The sequence below is a fragment of the Schaalia sp. lx-260 genome (assembly GCF_021083645.1).
Classification (GTDB): Bacteria; Actinomycetota; Actinomycetes; order Actinomycetales; family Actinomycetaceae; genus Pauljensenia.
In genome coordinates, this window is record NZ_JAJNRQ010000001.1 from 78,143 (window position 1) to 98,422 (window position 20,280).

18 protein-coding genes are annotated in these 20,280 nt (G+C 50.7%); 13 read left to right on the forward strand and 5 right to left on the reverse strand.

Translation table 11 applies throughout. From position 1 onward, the window contains the following. The 11 genes from LRP57_RS00300 to LRP57_RS00350 all read left to right on the forward strand — a co-directional run bounded on the left by LRP57_RS00300 (position 1) and on the right by LRP57_RS00350 (position 13,735). Positions 1–2,991 carry a Na+/H+ antiporter subunit A gene (locus LRP57_RS00300; protein WP_231203934.1) on the forward strand — a complete coding sequence of 997 codons (2,991 nt, stop codon included), beginning with the start codon at positions 1–3 and terminating at the stop codon, positions 2,989–2,991. After that, positions 2,988–3,440 (forward strand): Na(+)/H(+) antiporter subunit C, encoded by a 453-nt coding sequence (locus LRP57_RS00305; protein WP_231203935.1) that lies wholly within the window; start codon positions 2,988–2,990, stop codon positions 3,438–3,440. Before LRP57_RS00300 ends, LRP57_RS00305 begins: the two co-directional genes overlap by 4 nt. Next, positions 3,437–5,341, forward strand: a complete 1,905-nt coding sequence (locus LRP57_RS00310; protein ID WP_231203937.1) for a Na+/H+ antiporter subunit D — start codon at positions 3,437–3,439, stop codon at positions 5,339–5,341. Before LRP57_RS00305 ends, LRP57_RS00310 begins: the two co-directional genes overlap by 4 nt. Further along, positions 5,338–5,877: a Na+/H+ antiporter subunit E gene (locus LRP57_RS00315; RefSeq protein ID WP_231203939.1), complete on the forward strand. Its 540-nt coding sequence runs from the start codon at positions 5,338–5,340 to the stop codon at positions 5,875–5,877. Before LRP57_RS00310 ends, LRP57_RS00315 begins: the two co-directional genes overlap by 4 nt. Then, positions 5,874–6,338 carry a monovalent cation/H+ antiporter complex subunit F gene (locus LRP57_RS00320; protein WP_231203942.1) on the forward strand — a complete coding sequence of 155 codons (465 nt, stop codon included), beginning with the start codon at positions 5,874–5,876 and terminating at the stop codon, positions 6,336–6,338. Before LRP57_RS00315 ends, LRP57_RS00320 begins: the two co-directional genes overlap by 4 nt. Beyond that, entirely contained in the window at positions 6,335–6,823 is a 489-nt protein-coding gene (locus LRP57_RS00325) for a cation:proton antiporter (RefSeq protein WP_231203943.1), read from the forward strand. Before LRP57_RS00320 ends, LRP57_RS00325 begins: the two co-directional genes overlap by 4 nt. Positions 6,824–7,092: 269 nt before the next feature. Then, complete coding sequence (purF, locus tag LRP57_RS00330; RefSeq protein ID WP_231204563.1) at positions 7,093–8,697, forward strand: amidophosphoribosyltransferase; 1,605 nt, start codon at positions 7,093–7,095, stop codon at positions 8,695–8,697. A gap of 156 nt (positions 8,698–8,853) precedes the next feature. Beyond that, positions 8,854–9,984 carry a phosphoribosylformylglycinamidine cyclo-ligase gene (gene purM / locus LRP57_RS00335; protein WP_231203945.1) on the forward strand — a complete coding sequence of 377 codons (1,131 nt, stop codon included), beginning with the start codon at positions 8,854–8,856 and terminating at the stop codon, positions 9,982–9,984. A gap of 245 nt (positions 9,985–10,229) precedes the next feature. Next, positions 10,230–11,618, forward strand: a complete 1,389-nt coding sequence (locus LRP57_RS00340) for an MFS transporter (RefSeq protein WP_231203947.1) — start codon at positions 10,230–10,232, stop codon at positions 11,616–11,618. 64 nt (positions 11,619–11,682) lie between these two features. Next, positions 11,683–12,774 carry a LacI family DNA-binding transcriptional regulator gene (locus LRP57_RS00345; RefSeq protein ID WP_231203950.1) on the forward strand — a complete coding sequence of 364 codons (1,092 nt, stop codon included), beginning with the start codon at positions 11,683–11,685 and terminating at the stop codon, positions 12,772–12,774. Further along, positions 12,758–13,735 (forward strand): nucleoside hydrolase, encoded by a 978-nt coding sequence (locus LRP57_RS00350; protein ID WP_231203952.1) that lies wholly within the window; start codon positions 12,758–12,760, stop codon positions 13,733–13,735. The genes LRP57_RS00345 and LRP57_RS00350 overlap by 17 nt, the downstream gene beginning before the upstream one ends. A 212-nt stretch (positions 13,736–13,947) precedes the next feature. Here the strand turns inward: LRP57_RS00350 and LRP57_RS00355 are convergent, their stop codons facing one another. From LRP57_RS00355 to LRP57_RS00375, 5 genes are all read right to left on the reverse strand, one after another. Continuing rightward, positions 13,948–14,190, reverse strand: a complete 243-nt coding sequence (locus LRP57_RS00355; RefSeq protein ID WP_231204564.1) for a DUF3073 domain-containing protein — start codon at positions 14,188–14,190, stop codon at positions 13,948–13,950. A 157-nt stretch (positions 14,191–14,347) separates the two neighbouring features. Beyond that, entirely contained in the window at positions 14,348–14,680 is a 333-nt protein-coding gene (locus tag LRP57_RS00360; protein WP_231203954.1) for a DUF3618 domain-containing protein, read from the reverse strand. Beyond that, positions 14,677–15,135 carry a phage holin family protein gene (locus LRP57_RS00365; RefSeq protein ID WP_231203956.1) on the reverse strand — a complete coding sequence of 153 codons (459 nt, stop codon included), beginning with the start codon at positions 15,133–15,135 and terminating at the stop codon, positions 14,677–14,679. Before LRP57_RS00365 ends, LRP57_RS00360 begins: the two co-directional genes overlap by 4 nt. 105 nt (positions 15,136–15,240) lie before the next feature. After that, entirely contained in the window at positions 15,241–16,518 is a 1,278-nt protein-coding gene (locus tag LRP57_RS00370) for a hypothetical protein (RefSeq protein WP_231203958.1), read from the reverse strand. Between the two features lie 104 nt (positions 16,519–16,622). Beyond that, positions 16,623–17,786: an SPFH domain-containing protein gene (locus LRP57_RS00375; protein WP_231203960.1), complete on the reverse strand. Its 1,164-nt coding sequence runs from the start codon at positions 17,784–17,786 to the stop codon at positions 16,623–16,625. A 382-nt stretch (positions 17,787–18,168) separates the two neighbouring features. Here LRP57_RS00375 and LRP57_RS00380 point away from each other — a divergent pair, with 382 nt between their 5' ends. Both LRP57_RS00380 and LRP57_RS00385 read left to right on the forward strand, forming a co-directional pair. Next, entirely contained in the window at positions 18,169–19,317 is a 1,149-nt protein-coding gene (locus tag LRP57_RS00380; RefSeq protein ID WP_231203962.1) for a hypothetical protein, read from the forward strand. A gap of 85 nt (positions 19,318–19,402) precedes the next feature. Next, entirely contained in the window at positions 19,403–20,242 is an 840-nt protein-coding gene (locus LRP57_RS00385) for a TPM domain-containing protein (RefSeq protein ID WP_231203964.1), read from the forward strand. Positions 20,243–20,280: the final 38 nt, after the last annotated feature.

Consider the following 20,280-nt stretch of genomic DNA (forward strand, 5'->3'; position numbering starts at 1 on the left):
ATGTTTGCCGTGATCGTCGCGCATATGTGTGCCGCGATTTGCGCTTTTCCGTGTATTCGTTTGTGGGGTCGCAAAGGCCTTGCCTTCCTTGCAGTGGTTCCGGGGCTGTCAGTTGCTTTATCCGTGTGGTACGCGCCGACGATACTGAGCGGGACAGTGGTACGACAGAGTATTCCTTGGGTTCCTGCTTTGGGGTTAAGTTTTGACTTACGTATGGATGTCTTAGCGTGGGTAATGACATTCATTATCGGAGGCGTTGGCGCACTCGTTTTACTGTACGCATCCGCATATTTCACAGATAAATCTGTTGGTTTACGACGTTTTGGTGCAGTATTTGTCGCTTTTGCTGGTGTGATGTATGGACTTGTTTTAGCGGATCACACCATCGTGTTGTACACATTGTGGGAAGCAACTTCCCTTTTATCTTTCCTGCTGATCGGCCACTATTATGATCGTCGTTTGGCACGAATGGCTGCTCGTCAGGCTTTACTTGTGACCTCATCAGGCGCTTTAGCGATGTTTGCTGGCCTTGTTATTTTGGGGTCTGTTGATGGTGGCTCTTATATCATCAGTGAACTTGTCACCAACGCAGCGCAAGGAACACTAGATACCTCCTCGCCCGTAGTTATTGTGGCGGTATTCCTTGTACTTGCTGGAGCTTTATCAAAATCAGCTCAGATCCCATTCCATTTCTGGTTGCCTGGCGCTATGACTGCGCCGACACCGGTTTCTGCGTATCTTCACGCAGCCGCAATGGTGAAAGCCGGTGTGTACCTGGTGGCCAGACTCACCCCAGGTTTCGTTCATATCCCAGGTTTTTCATTGACACTGGTGATACTTGGCGTGCTCACGATGTGTGTAGGTGCTTTACGTGCCCTCCGCCAGTACGATCTGAAACTGCTCCTTGCCTACGGAACCGTGTCACAGCTTGGCCTCATGATGGCGACGATTGCTCAAGGAAGTGCCGGCGCAATGGTGGCAGGGCTGACAATGCTGGTATCACATGCCTTTTTTAAGTCCTCACTATTCCTTACCGTGGGAGCTGTGGAACAAGCCACCGGTCGGCGCGATTGGCGGCGGCTGAGCGGACTTGGCCGACGCAAACCCTTCCTTGCAGCAGCATCCGCACTGGCCCTTGCTTCAATGTCTGGTGTTCCGATTACGACCGGATACCTCGGAAAAGAAGCAATAATTTCAACGCTATGGCATGGTTCCGATTCAACGTGGCTTGGGCAATCCTCCTCGCATACAGCGGATGCTCTTTTACTTGTATGTATCGCACTCGGATCAATTCTGACCGGCGCTTATGCATGGCGCGCATGGTGGGGGGCTTTTGGGACGCGACAAGCCGTGATCCCTGAGGCTTTAGAAAAAGAACAGACGGCACCTGCTGTGACACTTCCGCAATCCAACGGGCCAGTACCTGCACAAACCACTGCACCCACCCCCGCGTCACATGTGCAAGAAAATGCTTCTGATACATCACAGACACACACTGACATACACGCCCACAAATGCGCGCAGACCCCGTGGATGATGACCCTAGTTATCGTTTTCCTTTCTTTGGGTGCTTTACTGGGATTCTTTCCGCACACGCTGGAAAATATTTTTTCGAGCTACGCCGCCGGATATCTACCAGGACACGCGCACCTCGCATGGTGGTCAGGATGGGTCCCAGCCCTTGTCACAGCAGGTATTTTGAGCATAAGTATTCTCATGGCCTACGCAGCAACTCATGTGGAAAACTTTCAATCACGCTGGGCCTTCCCAATAGCTATCGTTGACATGTATGCGTGGAGCATCCACGAACTCGAAATCATTGCAGCCCGTATTACGCGACTGCTACAGCGAGGCTCATTACCGTGGGAATTATCCACCATCGTCACCACCTTGATTGTGTGCGTCGGATCGGCAATGATTGCTCATCCTCCGCGACGACTCCTTGTGAACTGGGCTGATTCATCTGCTCAAGTCATCCTTGTGCTGTGTATTTCTGCGGCTGCAATCCTCACGGTCCGTTCACGTGGCCGTATGCGTGCCGCACTCCTTCTGGGAGCAGTAGGGCTAGGAATTGCTGTCCTGTGGGCCAGTCAAGGGGCACCGGATTTAGCTGTCACACAAATTGTGGTGGAAGCTGTCGGAATCGTTGTTTTTATCCTTGTGCTTCGCAGGCTCCCAACGTATTTTTCCGATCGACCGCACAGCACACGATGGTGGCGCCTCCTTTTAGCTTTCCTGTCAGGTGCAGGAGTGGTTTTTGCCGGTCTTTATGCGTCGTCGGCGCGGATACATGAAACAGTATCCACCCTCATGCCAACAGAAGCCCTTGACTTTGGTTATGGGAAAAATATTGTCAATGTGATCTTGGTGGATATACGCGCATGGGATACGGTGGGGGAGCTTTCTGTGCTTCTCGTTATCGCCACAGGCGTTGCTTCACTGATTCACGTGCGTTCACGAGGCCGTACGCCTCAAAGCATTACGGATCTGAGCCTGCCGTACAATAATCGTTTCTTACCGGCCGTTACTTTGACTACTGCCCGTGAACGGTCCACAGTTATGGAAGTTGTCACGCATATTCTTTTCCCGACCCTCCTTGTTTTGTCCATATGGTTACTTCTCATTGGACACAACAATCCAGGTGGCGGTTTCGTTGGAGGTGTAGTTGCCGGTATCGCTTTCCTCCTGCGCTATCTGGCCGCAGGGCGCTACGAGTTAGCTGCTGCTATGCCTATTAGCCCTGGTCGAATACTCGGAATGGGCCTTTTCCTGGCAGGATTAGGTGCCTTACTGCCACTTATAACAGGAAACTCTGTCCTCCAATCCACGGCAATTGACTGGGATCTTGGTGTCCTTGGGAGTATCCATTTCACCACAGCAATGCTTCTTGATATTGGCGTGTATGTCCTTGTTCTTGGTGTGGTTCTTGACCTCGTTTCAACGCTAGGCAGCGAAATTGACCGTCACGCTGAAATGGAGGCCACACAATGAACGTGCCTTCAGTTGCGCTTCTCGTGCTAGCCGGAGTGCTCGTTGGAAGCGGCGTGTACCTGATACTTGAACGCTCACTTTCTCGTATCTTTATTGGGCTTGGCCTGATGACTCATGGTATCAACGTGCTTTTGTTGGCTTCTGGAGGGGCAGCAGGCCGGCCACCCCTCATCGGACAAGAGGACGTAGCATCAATGTCAGATCCGCTTCCTCAAGCCATGATGCTGACATCGATTGTTCTGTCATTAGGGACAACTGCTTTCGGTCTTGCTTTGGCATACCGTTCATGGCGACTCACAGGACATGACGAAGTCGTTGATGACGTGGAAGATCGCTTGGTCGCACGCCGACTCGAAATAGAACGCGGACGTATCAGTGAGGAAGCAGCCACAGGAAATGAAGACGCGGATGTGAACTACGATGAAGAAAAAGAAAGGGACGGCTCATGACATTGACGTGGCTTCTTCCTGTCCCTGTTCTTTTACCTTTACTTTTTGCTGGACTCACCCTCGTTTTTTACCGTAAACCACGAGTGCAACGCACCCTCGCAGTCAGTGCTTTAAGTATCACCACAGGCGTGTCAGCGATTCTGGCTGTCGCCGCCCATATTGGTCCACAAGTATTAGACGTCGGCTCGTGGGCAGCTCCTATTGGAATTACTCTGATAGTTGATCGGCTTTCAGGAACTATGCTGCTGGTCAGCCAAATCGTGACAATAGCAGTTCTTATCTATTCCACATCACAATCTATTGTTGACGATGACCCTCAATCGCCTGTCGCAATCTATTTCCCTACTTTTTTGATTTTGTCTGCCGGTGTTGCGAATGCTTTTATCACAGGAGATCTTTTCAACCTTTTTGTCGGCTTTGAAATCCTCCTGGCATCTTCATTTGTTCTCATCACACTTGGGGCAACTCGTGGCAGAGTACGCGCGGGAACCGTCTATGTTGTAGTGTCCCTGCTATCGTCAGCACTATTCCTTGGAGGAATCGCCCTCACCTACGCTGCGACAGGAACAGTAAATATCGCGCAATTAGCCTACCGACTGTCACAAATTGACCCGAACGTGGCCTTAATAATCCACCTTGTTCTTTTTGTGGCTTTCGGTATTAAAGCCGCAATTTTCCCGCTCCACGCGTGGCTTCCAGACTCATATCCGACAGCACCAGGTCCAGTCACTGCAATCTTCGCCGGTTTAATGACGAAAATTGGTGTGTACGCCCTCATTCGTTTAGAAATCCTCCTATTTCCTGACGATAGCCTTTCGCCACTACTGACGTTTATCGGTATCGCCACGATGATTGTCGGCATTTTCGGCGCAGTCGCACAAGATGATGTGAAACGTTTACTGTCATTTGTGCTGGTATCGCATATCGGGTACATGCTGTGGGGCCTTGCGGTTGCTTCACCGATAGGTATTGCCGCAACGATTTACTATGCGGCACATCATATTTTGGTGCAAACGACTCTATTCCTCATCGCAGCACTCATTGAAAGACGATACGGCACGACTTCTTTGTCGCGTATGCATTCGCTGGCCCGCAGAGCACCACTACTTGCGGTGATGTTCTTTATTTCGGGTATCAATTTAGTAGGTATCCCACCTTTCACAGGTTTTATTGGGAAACTCGGGCTGGCACGTGCTTCAGCGGAACTTGGAACAACATCAGCATGGATACTTTTAGCTGGTGGTTTAGTGACCTCCTTCCTGACCCTGTATGTCTTTATTAAATGGTGGGCGCTTGCATTCTGGCAGGCAGCGGACGAACAACGTATGTTCATGGGGCCACCGCTCCTTCGGGCAGGTGCGCGAAAATCTTTCCATAATCGTGTCGAACGCCAATTTGAACGTGCCCGTCAGATCCTTGTTCCCGCATTCCAAAAAGCAGAAACAGCAGCAGACCAATCTAGGACCCATAAAGAAACAGGGAAAAAGAAAGCAACGCGCACCATGTACGTGGTTGTTTTCGCTCTGGTGTGCATACAAATCTTCATGGCAGGCTTTTCAGGGCCACTGTGGGAATACATGGCATCAGCGGCGCGCGACCAAATCGGCGGCCGCGCATACACGCAGGCAGTTCTTGACATCGACGGGCGAGGTCAGGGTGCATCTGTCGATGAATCTTCACCTCGTGTACCAGTTCTGATAACACCGAACCCGAAAGCGCCTCCTCTGCATGAAGATTCCACGCACTCTGGCGCAGAGCACACACAGAAAAAAACACCTCACACACTCCAATCCGGTGATAGTGGGTCACAGTCCGAAATGACATACCCTCAATCAGATACGGGTAATGGTGTTTCTGACAGTGAGCGCTCACCCGTTCAATCAGGTGAGGAAAAGCCATGAAAAAGTACTATCAACGCGCCTCACTGCCAATGACATTATGGCTGCTTTGTGTGTGGCTTTTAGTATTCCGGACATTGACTCCTGTCATTGTTGTGTCAGGCATCATCGTGGCGCTCTCTGTGCAGGTGGTATTGCCCTTACCTCATTCAGGTATTCGCTGGCGTTTTCGTCCCCTTGCATGTGTTTCGCTTGGGTGGCATTTTCTGGTGGACTTGGTGGCGGCCAGTTGGCAAGTCTCGTTGATTGTTCTGAGTGGGAGGCGTGTAGAAAACGGAGTCGTACATGTTCCTATGCGATCAGGTGATCCTGTTCATTTAACCCTTGTAGGTGCCTTTACTTCATTAATCCCGGGTTCATTGGTTGTGAAAGTTGATAGTGAAGAACCGGCTTTAGATCTGCACATCCTTGATATCGCAGGGCAAGGTGGTGCTGAACATATTCGGTGCGAAGTACGCGCCCTTGAGTACCGATTGATGAAAGCTGTAGGTTCTGGGCGCGGCTCAGGAAAATCCTCACGGGGGGAAGGAGCAGCATGAGTGGGATTGATGTTATACACACCCTGTCTTTGCTCTGTGTGGGTCTTGCTTTCCTTTTAACGCTGACGCGAATGAAATCAGGGCCAACGCTTCTTGACAGGATTGTTGCCACCGACATGCTTACGGCTACGGCTCTGGCTTTTTCAGCAATACTTGCCCTGTCGTGGTCACGTAACGATATTTCTTTGCTGCTCCTCCTTTTAGCGGTGACAGGTTTTATTAGCGCAGTCATTGCGGCACGATTTGTTACACGTGAAGTAGTGGGGGAGCGTCGTATTTTGACCAGAGAAGAAGCACGAGAACAAATGCGGCAACGTGATGAAGAAGCGCTGGCAGACGAGTTAGAAGAATACGACGATATTGATGATGACTTTGAAGCCGATGCTGAGGCCGATAATGAGGACACGTTGAGTGCTGGCAGGCAAGATTTTCACGCGGCAGAGCAGGAGCCTCACGTATGAGCCTACGGATACTTTTCACTGCTGACGAGGTGGCTACGGCTTTTTCAATGAATGGACTATTTTTCCCGCATGACGGCCAGAGTGTCTTAGGCATAGCGGTCACTGCGGCTCCACCTGTGCTTCACGTGCAGGTACTATCCGCACTAAATCACATCCCGTGGTCTTTGATAAGCCAATGGGCGGGCGCAATCTTTGTTTTATGCGGTGCCCTGCTCACTTTGATTGCAGCTATTGGTGTGGCGATCAGGAAAGATTCATATGAGCGTATGCATGTGGCTGCTAAACCCCAGTTTTTAGGCTTGTTGTTCCTGTGTACGGGAATAGTGGTGGAAACGTGGTCACTGTACTGGTTAGCGATGTGTACGGTGGTGATTTTTATGCAGGCGATTACTGTTCCTGTGGGGTCCCATTTGGTGGCACGTGCTTTTGATCGGACACATCGTTTACACGAAGCCGCTGATGGGAATGAAACTGTACGCGGATAAGCGAACTCCTCATTGTCCGTATTTTGAACAATTTCCTGTAAAAAGCCTCCGCATAACACGGAGCTTATGTATATGCGAGCACCCCGCATAGGGGCGCATTAGCCTGTATTTATTGGGATTGTTGTGAGGGAACAGCGGCCAGCACTGTCATGGTGTTTGCGCAGACTGATGAGTATAGGTGTCTCATAGTTCAATCGGTGAATGGACTCAGTAGCGCAAAGGGTTCCGAGTGTGAAAGGGTGACACTTGTGCGTGCTTCCTTTCCGGATATGACGGACCACATATCACCACAGTGTGACCCTTTTGAGGATGATCGCCCTCACGATCACTGCGGTGTTTTCGGCGTATGGGCGCCAAATGAAGATGTTTCTCGTTTGGCTTACTTCGCGTTATACGCACTGCAACACCGAGGGCAACAATCAGCAGGTATTGCAACCAGCGATTCGCAGTCGATCCTTGTGTACAAAGACCAAGGGCTTGTGCATCAAGTTTTTTCTGAGGAAACCCTCCAAGGACTGAAAGGCCATATTGCTCTTGGTCATGTTCGTTACGCAACAACAGGGGCCGATACATGGCGTAACGCGCAACCTACTTTAGGTCCCACTCCCACAGGTACTCTTGCACTGTGCCATAACGGAAACCTCACAAATACGAGGCAGCTGCGTGACCTTGCATATTCTGTTACGGAGGACGGGGAAGATATTGAACGAGGAGCCACCACAGATACGTCTGTGGTGACTGCTCTTTTAGGGGTGGCTGATCGCCTTCCGTGGGCTGCTTCTGCTGCTGACAGTACAGCCTGCGCGACTGAGGGGCTTTCCCCTCATATGAGCACAAAAGCTCACACTATGTGTGATTCTTCTGTGACTGATTCTCAGATGCTCTGCTGCGCTGAAACGGATGGCCGCTCTCAGGGTGAACCTCAGCTTGTTCCTGCTGCTTTGAAAGTGCTGCCCCTCCTGAAAGGCGCTTTCTCACTGGTATTTATGGACGAAAATACCTTGTATGCGGCGCGCGATCCGCATGGGTACCGGCCCCTTGTTTTAGGGCGTTTAAGTATGGGCTGGGTGCTGGCCTCTGAAACGGCTGCTTTGGATTTATGCGGTGCCACTTTTGTGCGAGAAATTGAGCCGGGGGAATTAATTTTCATTAATGATTCGGGTGTGCATTCACGTCGTTTTGCCGCTTCTCAGCCACGTACATGCGTATTCGAGTACGTGTATTTAGCTCGGCCTGATACGTTGATTGGGGATCGGCAAATTGTTGCGGCGCGTCGCCGTATGGGGGCTTTGCTTGCGCAAGAAAACCCAGTGGAAGCGGATTTGGTGATTCCTACCCCTGAATCAGGGACTCCCGCTGCAATTGGTTACGCGCAAGAAGCCGGTATTCCTTTCGCTCAAGGTTTGGTGAAAAATGCGTACGTGGGACGTACTTTCATTCAGCCGACACAGTCTTTGCGGCAATTGGGTATCCGTTTGAAATTGAATCCTTTACGTGAAGTAATTGAAGGTAAACGTCTGGTCGTTATTGATGATTCTATTGTGCGTGGGAATACTCAGCGTGCTTTGGTGAGTATGCTTCGTGAGGCGGGGGCTGCTGAAGTGCATGTGCGTATTTCGTCTCCACCGGTGAAATGGCCGTGTTTTTTCGGGATTGACTTCCCGACACGTGCAGAGCTCATTGCGTCTTCGTTGGATGTTGAAGGCGTGCGGCGTTCTATTGGTGCGGATTCTTTGGCGTATTTGTCAATGGAAGGAATGGTTGAGGCGACCGCTCAGGGGACATCATTGTGCTTGGGTTGCTTTACGGGTGATTATCCTGAAGAAGTCCCTGAGGGAACACCTATTCCAGGAACACCAGGTGCGCACACGTAACTGGGGTGGAGAGCCTGCGGCGTGCATGTTGCGTCATGGCTGTATGTGCGCAATATGCGCAGCGAATAATCGAATATTTGTGTCCACAATAAATACTGTCCACAATAAACACACGGTGTCGGCATCAATGCCACTTAACGTATAACGGGAGAACTTATGACTGATTCTGCTCCTCTTGACTACGCTTGCGCAGGTGTTGATACCGCTGCCGGTGATCGTGCGGTTGATCTCATGAAAGCAGCGGTGGCTCGTACTCATGATGCAACGGTTGTGGGCGCCACGGGCGGGTTTGCTGGCATGGTGGACGCTTCTGCGTTTTTAGGGATGTCGAAACCACTTTTAGCGACTTCAACCGATGGAGTGGGTACGAAGATTGCGTTGGCTCGTGCTTTAGATATTCACGATACTATTGGCCAAGACCTCGTTGGTATGGTTGTTGATGACATTACGGTGGTGGGCGCGCGTCCCGTATTGATGACGGACTATATTGCCTGCGGCAAAGTTATTCCTGAACGAATTGCAGATATTGTGCGAGGTATTGCTCAGGCTTGCGAGGTTGTGAAATGTCCTTTGGTTGGTGGGGAAACTGCTGAGCATCCGGGCGTGATGGCTGAGGATGATTACGATATTGCGGGTGCGGCCACAGGTGTTGTGGATGCTGAAAACGTTTTAGGCGCGCATAGGGTGCGTCCTGGTGATGTGCTGCTGGGGATGGCTTCGTCTGGCTTACATTCCAATGGCTATTCTTTGGTTCGCGCCGTGCTGCAGCGTGTGGGTATGTCTTTGGAGTCGGATGTGCCTGATTTTGGTCGTACTTTAGGTGAGGAACTGCTTGAGCCGACACGTTTGTATGCTGTTCCCTGCTTGGAAGCGATAGAGGCTGTTGGAGTGAGTGAAAGTGGCCTTCATGCTCTTTCGCATGTGACAGGTGGGGGCCTTGCAGCGAATGTGTCGCGTGTTTTACCAGCAGGGATGATTGGTGAGGTGAATCGTCATACTTGGCTGGTTCCTCCTGTTTTTGATTGGGTGCGGCGCGGTGGCGCGGTGACATGGGATGCTTTGGAGGATTCGTTGAATCTGGGTGTCGGTATGGTTGCTGTTGTGTCGCCTGTGGCCGTTGATGATGTGGCGCGGATATGTGCGGCGCATGGTATTCACACGTGGGTTTTGGGTTCCGTTTATGCTGAGTCGGGGTATGAAGGGTTGAGTTCTGCGCGTGTGGTGCGCGGAGCGAAAGGTGTGACGGCGGGCGCGGTCGCTATGCGTGGTCAGTACCGTGTGGGCTGATTTTCCCTATCGTATGTGAGGGATATTTTCGTAATTTTTGCTCGAATCGCTGCTGCGCAATACTGACGTGTACATGTAGCGTGCTGAGGCGTATGAAGTGAAGTGTGGGTCGATTGTCCCAGCTTGCCTGTGTGCGTATTTTTCGGGCTTCTTGGTGGAAGATCTGTGTAAAAAAGTGCTTGCATTCAATAGTCTAAGCGTATAGATTCATACTGTTATGCCCCTTCATAGGAAGTGTTTCAACGATGAACAACACTGATAATTCCGCTCGCCCTCAGGAAGCGGACCTCCATTTTGAAACCCATGAGGGCCGGAAAAACTTCTGGTCCACGATTATCTCAATTTGGCTCGGCACAACAATGGAATATGTGGACTTTGCCCTCTACGGCTTGGCCGCTGGCCTGGTCTTTGGTGACGTATTCTTCCCCGAGCAAACACCCATCCTTGCCTTACTGTCCTCCTTTGCTACATGGGCCGTAGGATTCATTGCTCGACCTATTGGCGCCATCATCTTAGGTAAAGTTGGTGACGTTTACGGCCGTAAATTTGTCCTCATCATCACCGTTTCATTGATGGGATTAGCTACCACAGGCATCGGACTCATCCCCAGCTACTCAGCGATTGGATTTTGGGCACCACTGCTCCTCGTATTCTTACGTATTTGTCAAGGATTTGGTGCAGGTGCTGAACTATCCGGCGGAGCTGTCATGCTGGCTGAATGCGCGCCAACAAAACATCGTGGTCTTGTGGCCTCCCTTATAGGCGTGGGATCAAACTCGGGGACTTTACTGGCCTCAACCGTGTGGCTCCTTGTCCTCCTCATGCCAAAAGATGACGTGATCGCATGGGGATGGCGAATTCCGTTCCTTTGCTCAATCCTTGTCGCAGTTCTGGCCCTCATCCTGCGCCGCACAATGAAAGAAAGCCCGGTATTTGAAGCCTTTCAGCGTGCAAAAGCTGAAAAAATTGCTCAAGCGACAAAAGCTGCTTCCCACATGCCCGAGGATAACTCATCCGCATCAACCCCGCGGTCAGGGTGGAAAGCCTTCTTCATCATGCTTGGCCTGCGCATTGGCGAAAACGGTCCCTCATATATGGCCCAAGGCTTCCTTATCGGGTACGTAGCAAAAGCCCTCAATATGGAAAAATCTGTACCGACAACGGCCGTTCTTATTGCGTCGATCCTCGGATTCGCTGTCATCCCACTGTCAGGTTGGCTCTCTGACCGTTTTGGACGCCGCCCACTTTACAGGGCATACTGCCTGCTCCTTGTGCTTTACGGTTTCCCTGCTTTCATGCTCCTCGAATCACGTGATCCAATTGTGGTGGCATCAGTCATCATTGTGGGCATGTGTTTAGCCTCGCTCGGTATTTTCGGTGTTCAAGCGGCCTACGGTGTTGAACTCTTTGGTGTGCAGCACCGCTACTCAAAAATGGCTGTAGCTAAAGAAGTTGGCTCTATACTTTCTGGTGGAACAGCACCGATGGTGGCATCTGCTCTGCTAGCAGCAACAGGCTCATGGATCCCACTCGCTGTCTACTTTGTTGTAACCGCAGGGATTGGTCTTATCACCACGTTCTTCGCTCCGGAGACTCGTGGACGTGATCTTTCTGCGCTTCGAGACGCTATCTGAACAACACGGTAGGCACTCTGTGAATAGCTGACACCTTGAAGTGCGCAATCGAAAGGAGGAAAACATGGCTCACCGTCGTCCTACGCAATCGGAAGTTGCGCGACTAGCTGGCACATCGACAGCCGTGGTGAGCTATGTACTCAACAACGGGCCACGGCCAGTTTCTGAAGAAACACGTAACCGAGTCCTCGCTGCGATTGCGCACACAGGTTATCGACCCAATAACCTTGCGCGCGCTCTTGTCTCAGGCAAGAGCGCTGCGCTCGGTTTGATTGTGCCAGACCTTGCTAACCCTTTTCTTGCTCAGCTCGCTCAATGCTTTGAACGAGAATTTTTTGAACGCGGATACTGCCTGCTTGTCGGTGATTCGCAAGATGATCTTGAACATGAGATCGCTGTTGTTGAAACCATGCTGCGTCAGCAAGTCGATGGACTCGTCTGGTATTCAGTGGACCAGCCCCCACCTCTCGACGTGATCGCTACCTCGAATGTGCCGGCAGTCATTCTTAACGCCACAGAAAGCCAGCGGATACAGCAAAAAAATGCTGAAGCAGGGCGCCTCATCTGTGTTGCGACCGATGAACGCGCCCACGCGCAGATGGCAACCGAACACCTCATTTCTCATGGGTGTACACGTATCGCACACTTAGGTGGCCCACACACTCGCCTCAATTCACGTGAACGCTCACGCGGATGGCGTGATGCCCTCAGGCAAGCTGGACTCGAACCAGCAGGACATTGCACTGCGCCTTTTAGCCGTGAAGGTGGTTTTGCTGCGGCTTCCACCTTGAGTGAATTTAACCCAGATGGCGTAGTTGTCGGTAATGAAATGCAAGCAATCGGCTTACTCGCCGCACTAGCAGGCGCCGGAATATCCATTCCTGATGATATTGCGATTATCGCCCTCAATGGTACCGATGGGGCAGAATTTACTGTGCCCTCCCTCAGCGCAATCCACCTTTCAGCGCAGGATTTAGCTCATGATGTTGTTGAGGCGCTTCTTGGAGGAAACAACACAGAGAACACCGGGCAAAAAAACAACGAAAATGAGGAATCACGTACCGTTGCACCTGTTGTAGCTCATGCTCATCTGATTGGCCGCGCAAGCTGTGGATGTAACGAAAAATATGAGGACACCAATGAATATCGTGATTGACTGCGATCCAGGCAACGGAATCCCCGGCGCAAATGTGGATGATGCCCTCGCCCTTGCTTTTGCTTTACGTTCGCAGGCTTTCCACCTGAAAGCGATTTGGACAGTTTTCGGTAATACCTCAGCAGCCGAAGGCTCACGTGCAGCGCAGCAGCTCCTGAATGATCTTGATGCCCCACATACCCGTATCATCACAGGATCCCCTCAGCCACTGAGCCCTGGCGGGGCCGCGTGGCGTGAAAAACTTGACGCACCCAGCATGGCTTACGAGGTCTACTCCCTCTGGGGCGCGACAATGGCCCCTCATCGTGACGGATGGGGAGAACAACACCTGTCGTCCTTACCTGATACGAAAAATACGTCCACAGGTGATGCTGTTGCCCAGCTAGCCGATAACCTCATGACGTTTCCTACGGGAGTAACTCTTGCATGTTTAGGGCCACTCACAAATATTGCCCGCCTCATCACGGAATATCCACATGTGTGTGACGGCATCGAACGTATAGCGCTTATGGGTGGATGTTTAGGGATGGGACAGCTTGTTGATACTAATTTTGCTGTCGATCCGATTTCTGCGCGTGTGGTATTGGAATCGGGTATGCCGCTGACAATTGTGCCACTGGATGTTACACGCACCACCGAATTATCGCTGCGCCGCTGGGAGCAAATTTGCACTGAGGTTACAAAAGATCGCGCCCGCGACTGTGAACTAATCTCACGGTGGCTTAAACCATGGCTTGCATACTCACAAGCTACACGGCCGGTGGACGGTATGTGGATTCATGATCTTGTCGTGTTGGCACAGCTTGCTGATCCGAGCCTTGTCCAACGTGAACACGCATATGTGGCAGTGCGCGAGGATGGGAAACTTGTGCGTAATGATTCCGCTACAGAGGTTGACCTGATTACTGCGGTAGACAACGAACGCCTCATCGACCTATGGGTAAGTACTGTACTCGGTTGAACACATAGGCTACCGTCCCAAAAGGACCGTGGTAATTAGCGCATGATACGACGCGCTACCTAGACGCAACACCGATCGAGTGGACACGTACCATCCGCATAAGTACTGGCCGGAGCGTACAACAATATGCCCCGCGACCAAAGATCTACGGGCGCATATCAAAATTACATGTACCGCAGCCAGATATTGCGCAAAGATACAGTCAGAGGAACCTAAGGCTGAGTCCAGAAGCGTTCGTCGTAAACGTCTACTTCATCCTCATCATCCACAGGAGCATAAGGATCAACGTACTCGTCATCCTCATCCTGTGCGTACTGCGCGTACGGATCCTCTTTCGTGGAAGCTCCATGAGAAGACAATTCCCTTTGGAGAGCTTCAAGGTCGGTATCAGGACTGAAATACTTCAGTTTGCGTGCAACTTTTGTCTGCTTTGCCTTTTGACGGCCGCGCCCCATGGGGTCGACCCCCTCCATGTCGTGCGGGTCCGCTACAGCGGTTCCCTGAATTATCAAAATCTGTCGTAGCACCTATCATAGCGGTCTGTTACTCAAAGACACATTCGTAGGTGTTGAGCTGTGGAACAGTGCTCATAAGCACATCCCACATACACGGTTAGCGCCGGTGGGAAATACGTAAACCAATAAGGGCAACCACAACGACGGTCCCCGCAATGGCAATACCTACTTTTTTCAAGGCTTCTTCATCCCCAGCGCGGGCCGCATCCACCGTTTCACACACAGACTCACGAACGCAATCGCAGCGCTCACGGATCTTTTCTTGGAAGCTTTGAGCCTTCTCAGAAACTTTTTGTGTGAGCTGTTCCACTTGATATGCTGGACTGAGTTGCGCAGCTAAAGCGTCGATTGTGCGACCCATCTGGGCCCGTGTAGCAGCTAAATCTGCTTCAATCTGTTCAACTGAACGAGCACTGCTTTGAATACTCACTTACCCATTCCTTTCTTCAAAACATCAATATCAGCGGCAATATTTCCTTGAATATCCTGCGACGCCTGACTGCTAGAGGCATGCCCTTTCTTAAATAAGGCCACGGCCACCCACAACAAAATCACAACAAGCAGAAGGAGCACACCGCATACAACCAACGAAGCCGCCCACGCGGGAAGTAGCAAGGCGAAAGCCAATTCAATACTGTGAAGCATCCAGCCCAGTAAATAAAGAGCACAAACTGCTGCAACAACGAGCAGGCCAACAGCAACAGCGAAACTACGGATGCTGCCAAAGATTTTCATTTTTGCGAGGCGTATCTCGTCCTCAATAAGAGTCCGAAAATGAGTAATCAATGAGGTAAAAAGAGTCCCCACACTTTCAGGCTGCTCAGGTGCGTCACTTGTTAAAGCAGGCGATGGCTGCTGTGCCTCATCAAAAACGCCGGTAGACATGATTTACGCTCGTTTCGTATAAGGAAGATGGATACTTTTAGTTTCTCATGCCCAGCCACAAAGAGCCAGATGATGAGTAAAAAACGGAACAAAACCACGGTAACCTTACGGTTCAAGGGCCTCATCATGAAAAATAGGACCAGGAAGCTCCTGCAAAATCTTTTGAGCACGCTCGACAACATCCTGCGAACTTGCAGATGAAATCGCTGAATCCGGCGAAGCTACGTGAAGCACATGATGATCGGCGCGCTTTTTTTGGGGCGCAGGTACTTCAGATTTTGGCTCCACAAGGGAGAGAACCGCTACTTCAGATGAACTTTGATTATCAACCTCAGAAATATTCTGACTTTGAGATGGCTGAAAGAAAGAAGGCTCTGCTCCACGGAAATCAAATTCAGGAAGTTCGCTTCCTAGCACACCGACCGAAGAATCCGCATCTTCTTCTTGAGGGACCGTCACGTCGTAGGCCATATCAGCTGGAGCCAGCAACGAGTCGGCCTGAACCACCGAGGAAACAGGGAACCATGAGGGGGACGCTTCCTTAACGCTTTCACGCTCGCTGTCATAGGAAGCCTGCGGCACAGGACCAAGTAAACCCGCCGTATCCGTATCAGCCGCATACGCCTGCGATAAAGCACCCATATCAGGGTAAGCCATATCGCATGCGACACTGCCGTTGGCAATCAGCACAGCACGGTCAGCTAAAGCTGCCCAACGCAGATCAGCCGTTGAAAATACGAGCGCACAACCACTGTGCGCGACCTTGCGAAGAAAATCATAGATAGCTTCAGAAATACCGTGAACAAGTCCTCGCGTAGGATCTTCCAATAAAAGTATCTGTGCCCCGCATAGGAGTGCCTGAGCAACTGCGATACGGAGCGAACCATCAGGGCCAAGCTGCGTGGGCATCGCCAGTTCATGACCAGCTAATTGGCACAATGACATGATGCGATCCAGTTCCGCACGGTCAATACTTATTCCGCATTGCGCTAAAGGAAACATAACATTTTCACGCACAGTCAACGTGGAATCATAGCTCACGTGACCGGTAATAAGAGCCACCCCAGCACTGCCCCCATAAAGGGCACGTGAACGGCGAGAATACCTCACTGCACGATCATCAATATCAGATAGCCCTGCAAGCGCCATAAAAAGGGCGCGTGAACGGCTACTATTACGGTCCACAAGGGCAGTCAGGCAGCCACCGCGTATTGACAAGTTGAGATGGTCAATGAGTGGAGCATCTGCATGGACGGAAGCAATGGTGAGTTCTCGTGTCCATAGCAGCGCTCGCTGACCTGGTCCGGGTGCATAAAAGTTTCGAGCAGAGCGCCACCATGGTTTTGGTTGAGGATACGTAAGTACCTGCTGTGCATTACGCATAGTGTCATTCCTTCACATCAGTGACGCATGTGCAGTGTCATCAAAACGGGATGATACTGCACATCACAAAGTACGGTGCGTTCTTTTTGTCTAAAAGTATGCATTCAGGCGCGAGGGGTCCCGCACTTCCCGCAGAATTTCTGTTCTGGCGTGCTGAAAGCAGTGCCGCAGTTTGTGCAAAAAGCCGCAGTTCCCGCAGATGCAGGAGGCTGTGAAGGTGTAGCCGTGGGGGGCTGCGCAGGCACCTGAGAGGCAGAAGCAGTCTGGCCTGCTTCCCAGTACGCATGATTTGCTTGGGAAGCGGCTTGCGTGAATTGCCCACCAGCATTCATGCCCATACCCATACCCATAAAGGCAAGGCCCGCCCCAGCCTCATTGGAACCAGCAGCTTCCATCCCTCGCGCCACAGCGCCTTGAACGTATCCTTCACGTACAAGAGGATCAGAAAGCATAGCGCCCTCATTGCGCATATCAAGAAGCTTACGTGATTGCTCATCGTAAGAAATCGAGGCAATACCCACAGAGAGCACTTCCATGCCACGCATACGCAACCAATCCTCATCAAGAGTGTCACGCATGTAATGCGACAGTTCACGTATCCGAGAAGGAACCTGTGAAATACGTATCCCGTCGGCGCTCATCTGATTAATGGATGATTGCAAGGCTTCAAGGAATTCTGACAGGTACTGCTCTTTAATCTGGTCAATATGAATGTGGGTGGCGTCGCGTGGAATCACTTCTTGGTAAAACAAAATGGGATCAGTGATTTTAATGGAGAAAGTCCCGTGGCAACGCAAGAAAAGCTCTGCGTTATAGAAAGAATCAAAATAATTCAATGAATTAGGGGTGCCGAAACGAATCCCTTTAATTTCCTGCAAGTTAATGTAAAAAGCTTGTTGCCTTAACGCAGAGCCACCACCATAGGTGAAACGCTTCCATGTGTCCTTCACAGATTCAGTGAGGCTTCCTGCAAAAAATGAAGGCGTACCCTGCGTCACCGTGAAAATACCAGGTTCCGCCGTAAAGTCAGTGATACGGCCACTATCGACAAGCAGCATAGCTTGCCTGTCATACACGTGAATTGCTGACCCCTCAGAAATAATATCCGTGGAACCACGCTGCTTAGTCGCACGAGGATCATCAGGACGCAGCCTGTCACCTTTACAAAATACGACACCTTCACCCATATTTTGCGGCTCAATAGCATCAAGCCACTGGTCAGCAAGAGCGCCCCCAATAGCACCTGTTGCTGCTTTAATAAGGCCCATGATGCCCTCCTATGAGTCAAAATTCGTGTACGCGGCACCTTGATAGTGCAGCCGTTTTCTTGTCTCATCCTGTCATAGATTTTCCTTGCTGTACGTCAAAAACTCGTGCGTGGTAACAATTACACGCACTATACGTATTTTTAACGGGATACCTGCATTGTGGTCCTGTAGCGCAAAAAAGGACATATACTCATTCCTATACCTATGCCGTACAGGTGGCCTGAGGGTTATATATGACGGCGAAAAATGAAATGTCTGTGATCGGATTTGTATGAGCGAAATTCAATACAAATGTCCCGCGTGTGCAGCGCCTATTGAGTTTAATGCCTCCACAGGAATGATGTCCTGCGCATGGTGCGATTCGCATTTCACAGTTGAATATGTGGAAAACTTTCACCGCCGTGACGATGCGTTGCCCCGCGATCATGAAAAAATAACAGCCGCGAGTACAGCATCCACCCATTCAAGGCAAGAACACGCTGATCCTCGCATACAAGAATCCGCTGACCATGTTCTGAATGATGCGACAGACCTCAATAGGCACGATGCTTCAAAAGATGCAGCTACAGGTGGAAGTCCGTCCTTTGAAACTGAGATGGGAACAGACCCTGCTGACGTTACAGACACGAAAACAGAACATGTTCACCTGAACTCACTGGAAGGGATGCGCACATACATATGTGACTCATGCGGCGCTGAAATCATTGCTGACCCCACGACTGTATCCACTCGCTGCGGTTTTTGTAATAACACTTTCATAGCGACAGAACGTTTGAGCGAAACTCGCGTACCGGATTTTATTATCCCCTTTGCGCTAGATAAAAAAGCCATGCAGGACGCATTCGTGCGAGCAACCGAAGGGAAATACCTTTTACCTCCCACATTTCGTCGCTCACATATTCTGCAAGAAGCAACAGGCGCATATGTGCCCTACTGGTTCCACGACGGTAGTGTGAGTGGAACACTGCATCTACGTGCTCAAGATGTTACGACATGGACTGAAGGTGACTATCAGTGTACTCAGACCTTCATATTTGACGTATTACGTGAAGGAAGCGCAGACTTTCGCGCCATACCGGTCTGTGCGACCAGTAAACTTGAAAGCGAACGTTCAGAAGGCGTGGAACCATACGATATGGCAGATTCGCGGGAATTTTCGACCGCCTACCTTTCAGGCTACGCAGCCTCCACATACGACATCGAAGCGATAGCAACACAAAAGCGGGCCAATGAACGCGTGACACGCACTTTTGAGGACCTTGTTCGTGAAAGCGTGCACGGACACCAATTAGTCCAAGTCGTTGAAGCGCATACACATGTGGAGCACGCGAATACATGGTTCGCTTTGTTACCGATCTGGCTGATTGTCGTGGCTTATGGGGGTGTCAATTATCCTTTCGCCATTAACGGGGTGACAGGTGAGGTTGTTGGAGAATTTCCTATCAGCACACGTCGCTTGTGGGCATTACGCGCCCTATGGTGCCTCCCCCTCATGCTTTTAGCCGGTGTTATGGCGTGGATTTTTATTTAGGTGAAACTGAATTTCAACACAAAAATTCTGCGCGAACGGAAGCAAAGACAACGAACACACACTATTTAAAGGAAGCAGGATAGGCATGGGAAAATCAAAAACACCTCAGCGTGCTCGCAGTGTTCGTGTACGCCACAGCGCTGTTATCCTGAGCTTTTTCCTGCTGGTAGTCATGCTTTTCGCTGGGCAGGTACGCGGCGCACAGGCAGAAAACACGCATGTCATTGACGAAGTGGAGGCGCTTTCCGCGTCAGAAAAAAGTGACTTAGAATCCCTGATTACGCCAATTATCAGCGAATACCACCAAGATATTGTGGTCCTTTTTGCCTCCCTCAACCAGAAAAGCCCCAAGGAATACGCCGATGACTATTTTGATGACCACGGGTACGGCGTAGGACAGAAACGCTCAGGAGTTCTGTTGCTGATTGCGCCAGATAGCCGTGACTGGTGGATTTCTACGCGCGGTGATTCCATCTCAACTTTCACAGATAAAGATATTCAACATATCGGTGACCTCATGAAAAAAGAACTGCGGCGGGAACAATGGGCTGCGGGGGCACAGGTATTTGTGGAACAAAGCCGCAACTACATGCGCGCATGGAATAACGGTGAAAAAAGTGAAAACACGTCCTCAACTTCCACAGATATCCTCATAAAAATCGGAAGTGTATGTGTTTTCGTGATTGTGGCTGGCATTATTGGTCTGCTCAGTGTGCATTTCCTTTTCGTTAGGAAGATGCGCAATATTGGTGTAGAGCCACGTGCTTTTTCGCATATTGTTCCAGGTTCTTTCACCCTCACCCGTGAAAGTGAACGCCTCGTGTCAAGTCACGTGCAACGGGTCAAAATTCGCTCAGAAAGCGGAAGCTCCACACATATATCATCCTCTGGAGCTTCTCATGGCGGCGGCGGAGGTAAATTTTAACGGGGCAGGCACCTTATGATACCTACCCCGTGAGGCGA